3 protein-coding genes are annotated in these 3,788 nt (G+C 69.2%); 1 reads left to right on the top strand and 2 read right to left on the bottom strand.

Features of this window, described 5'->3' with window-relative positions:
* Positions 1-277 precede the first annotated feature (277 nt).
* Positions 278-2,170, top strand: a complete 1,893-nt coding sequence (locus V7067_RS16275) for an ABC-F family ATP-binding cassette domain-containing protein (RefSeq protein WP_334176946.1) — start codon at positions 278-280, stop codon at positions 2,168-2,170.
* 72 nt (positions 2,171-2,242) lie between these two features.
* On the opposite strand, the gene V7067_RS16270 is transcribed toward V7067_RS16275, so the two are convergent.
* On the bottom strand, positions 2,243-2,893 hold the full coding sequence (locus tag V7067_RS16270) for an aspartate/glutamate racemase family protein (protein ID WP_334176945.1): 651 nt from the start codon (positions 2,891-2,893) through the stop codon (positions 2,243-2,245).
* Positions 2,894-3,039: 146 nt separating this feature from the next.
* Positions 3,040-3,788, bottom strand: a 749-nt coding sequence (locus tag V7067_RS16265; protein ID WP_334176944.1) for an ABC transporter permease subunit, incomplete at its 5' end; no start/stop codon positions are given.

The raw sequence follows: 3,788 nt of genomic DNA, 5'->3' as shown, positions 1-3,788 counted from the left end.
TGTTGCGGCGGGTGGCATCCGGCTTGATCATCGAGAAAGTGCGTTCGATCGCCATAGCGTGAGAACTCCAAACGAGGCAGGAAAAAGCAGGCTCTGCGCCCGCTTCGGGATGAATTCGGCCGGACGTATAGCCTGCCGGACAAGCCGGCGGCAAGCCGTGGCAGCCTGCCGGCGGGCGGTCTTTTTCTTGCGCCGCGCTCCATGACCGGGCGATGACGGCTTGCGACATGGCCGGCAAGGAGGCAAGAAGCAGGTCCTGTCGGGAACTGACCGCTCCATGCTGACCATCAACGACGTTACCTATCGCATCGCCGGCCGCACGCTGCTCGACCACGCCACCATGGTCGTCAACGAGCGCGCGCGCATCGGCTTCGTCGGCCGCAACGGCGCCGGCAAGACCACGCTGTTCCGCCTCATCACCGGCGAGATCGCGCCGGAGGGCGGGTCCATCACGCTCGCGCGCGGCGTCAAGGTGGGTCAGGTGGCGCAGGAAGCCCCCGGCACCGACGAAACGCTGATCGAGGTGGTTCTGAAGGCCGACCGCGAACGCCATGCCCTGCTGGAGGAGGCGGAAACCGCCACCGACCCGCACCGCATCGCCGAGATCCACACCCGCCTCACCGACATCGGCTCGCATTCGGCCGAGGCGCGCGCGGCCGCCATCCTCGCCGGCCTCGGCTTCGATGCCGAGGCGCAGAAGCGGCCGTGCCGCTCCTTTTCCGGCGGCTGGCGCATGCGCGTGGCGCTGGCCGGCGTGCTGTTTGCCGAGCCCGACCTGCTGCTGCTGGACGAGCCGACCAATTATCTCGATCTGGAAGGCACGCTGTGGCTTGAGAACTACCTGATGCGCTATCCCTATACGGTGGTGCTGATCAGCCATGACCGCGACCTTCTGAACAAGGTGGTGGACACCATCGTCCACCTCGACAACGGCAAGCTCGTCGCCTACCGCGGCGGCTACGATTCCTTCGAGCGGCAGCGCAGCGAGGCCCAGATCCTGCTGCGCAAGAGCGCCGAGAAGCAGGACCTTCAGCGCCGGCACCTGCAATCCTTCGTCGATCGCTTCCGCGCCAAGGCCACCAAAGCGCGGCAGGCGCAGTCGCGCCTGAAGATGCTGGAGAAGCTGCAGCCGATCGCCGCGGTTGCCGATGGCGACGTGCGCCCGTTCTCGTTTCCGCTGGCCGAGGGCCGCCTTGCCCCGCCCATCATCACGCTCGACCGCGGCGCGGCCGGCTACCAGCCCGGCCACCCGGTGCTGACGCGGCTGACGATGCGCATCGACGAGGACGACCGCATTGCCCTTCTGGGCCAGAACGGCAACGGCAAGTCGACCTTCGCCAAGCTGATCGCCGGAAAGCTCGCGCCGGAAAGCGGCACCTACACCCGTGCCAACAAGATGAAGGTGGCCTATTTCGCCCAGCATCAGCTGGACGAACTGGTGCCGGAGCAATCCGCCTTCGAGCATGTGCGCCGCCGCATGCCGGCCGAGGCCGAGGCGAAAGTGCGCTCGCGCGTCAACCAGTTCGGCCTGCCGACCGACCGCATGGATACCCCCGCCCGGGACCTTTCCGGCGGCGAGAAGGCGCGCCTGCTGATGGGCCTTGCCACCTTCGAGGGTGCGCACCTGCTGATCCTCGACGAGCCGACCAACCATCTCGACGTCGACAGCCGCGCCGCGCTGATCGAGGCCATCAACGATTTCGAGGGCGCGGTCATCCTCATCAGCCACGACCGGCATCTGGTCGAATCCTGCGCCGACCGGCTGTGGCTGGTGGCCGGCGGCACCGTGGCGCCGTTTGAAGGCGATCTGGACGATTATCGCCGGCTGGTGCTGTCGCGCGCCGGCAGCACGGTGAAAGACGAGCGGCGCAGCGAGGCGCCGGCCGCCCCGAGCGCGCAGGAACGGCGCAAGGCCGGTGCCGAGCGCCGCGCCCAGCTCGCACCGCTGCGCAAGGAAATTCAGGCCGCGGAAAAGAAGATCGAGACCCTGCGCACCCGCCTCGCCACTCTCGACCGTCAGCTTGCCGATCCGGCGCTGTTCACCACCAGCCCGGCCAAAGGCGCGGACATTGCCCGCGAGCGCGCCGAAACGGAAAAGGCCATCGCCGCCACCGAAGACATCTGGCTGGCGCTCTCCGAGCGCTACGAGACCGAAATGGACGGCGCCTGACAGGACGCCGGTTCTTCGGGCCCGGAAGGCCCGAAGAACCGGCCCGCACAGGCCGCCCCCCCGGCAGCGGCCTCAGCAGTGCGCCATGCGTTCTTCCAGCAGCCTCACCGCCGCGGCGACGCCGTCGACCACCGGCAGACCGAACCGCGCCGTGAAGCGGGCGGCGAGATCGGCCATGCCGGCACAGCCCAGCACGACGGCATCCGGCCGGTCCTCGGCCAGCGCGCGGGCAATTTCCGCCGCCACCCGCTGCTCGGCCGCCCCGCCTGCCTCCTCCAGCTCCAGCACCGCCACCTCCGAGGCCCGAACCCGGCGGCACAGGCCGCGCAGGCCATAGGCCGCCACATTGGCCTCAAGCACCGGCAGCGAGGCCGACAGCGTCGTCACCACGCTGAAGCTGCGCCCGCCCTGCCCGGCCATCTGCATGGCGGCTTCGCCGATGCCCAGCACCGGCTTTGCCGTCAGCGCCCGCGCAGCCGCAAGGCCGGTGTCATCGAAACAGCCGATGACGAACGCATCGGCCGTGTCCTCAAGGTCCCGCACGAGGGCGAGAACGCCCGGTGCCGCCCGGTCGCCGTCGGCGGCCCCCTGAATCGACGGCGGGCCGGCGGTGTTGGTCACGGCGGAAATCCGCGTGGCAGCCCCGGCCACGTCGCGGGCGGCAGCCGCGATCTTGTCCGTCATGGTGGCGGTCGAATTGGGGTTGATGAAACAGATACGCAAGGCGGTGCTCTCAGCCGGAATCCCGGCGGGATTCGGGGCGGGATCGGGAGGCAGATGCGGGCCCGGGGGCAGAGGCCCGCCCGGGAGAGAGTGCGGATTCGGGGGCGGCGCGGGGTCACCGGCCGGTGCCCCGCCATCCGTGCCCGTCACAGCGTGCCGCGCCCGGCATCGGACGGGCCGCGCAGTCGCCGGCGGCGCAGCACGTAGCTGGCGGCAAGCGTAACCGCGATGACCAGAAACGACACCGCCGTCGTCAGCGTGCCGAGCGCATAGATCGCCGGCGTGGTGACGGTCGTGGTCAGCCCCTGCAGCTCCAGCGGCAGGGTGTTCGGGCCGCCGAGCGCCTGGCTCGTGCGCGCAATTTCATCCCATGAAAGTGTAAACCCGAACAGCGCCACGCCGATTACGAACGGCATGATGATGGGCAGCACCACATGGCGGAAGGTCTGCCATGGCGAGGCCCCCAGATCGCGCGCCGCCTCCTCATAGGCCGGATTGAAGCGGTTGAAGACCGCCAGCATGACAAGCAGACCGAACGGCAGCGTCCACGTGAGCTGCGCGCCGAGCGCCGAGGTGAACAGGCCCATGGCGCTCTGGTAGCCGGCGCCGGCAAGCCCGGTCGCCTTCAGGAAATCGTCGAGAATGCGGAAGGCCAGCGCGATGCCGAGCGACACCGCGATGGACGGCAGGATGAGACTGGCAATCGCCGTGTAGAACAGCACCGTGGAGCCGAAGAACCGCTTGCGGAAGGCCAGCCCGGCCAGAACCGCGATGACGACGGTGAGCACCGTCACCGCCACGCCGAGACGGAACGAGCGGCCGAACGCGGCCCACACATCCACCACGCCGAGCCCCTGCCACAGCACGGCGAACCAGTGCAGCGACACCCCGTTCA

The organism is Pseudoxanthobacter sp., from assembly GCF_036822375.1.
Lineage (GTDB): Bacteria > Pseudomonadota > Alphaproteobacteria > Rhizobiales > Segnochrobactraceae > Pseudoxanthobacter.
This window is presented reverse-complemented; position numbering and strand designations above follow the sequence as displayed.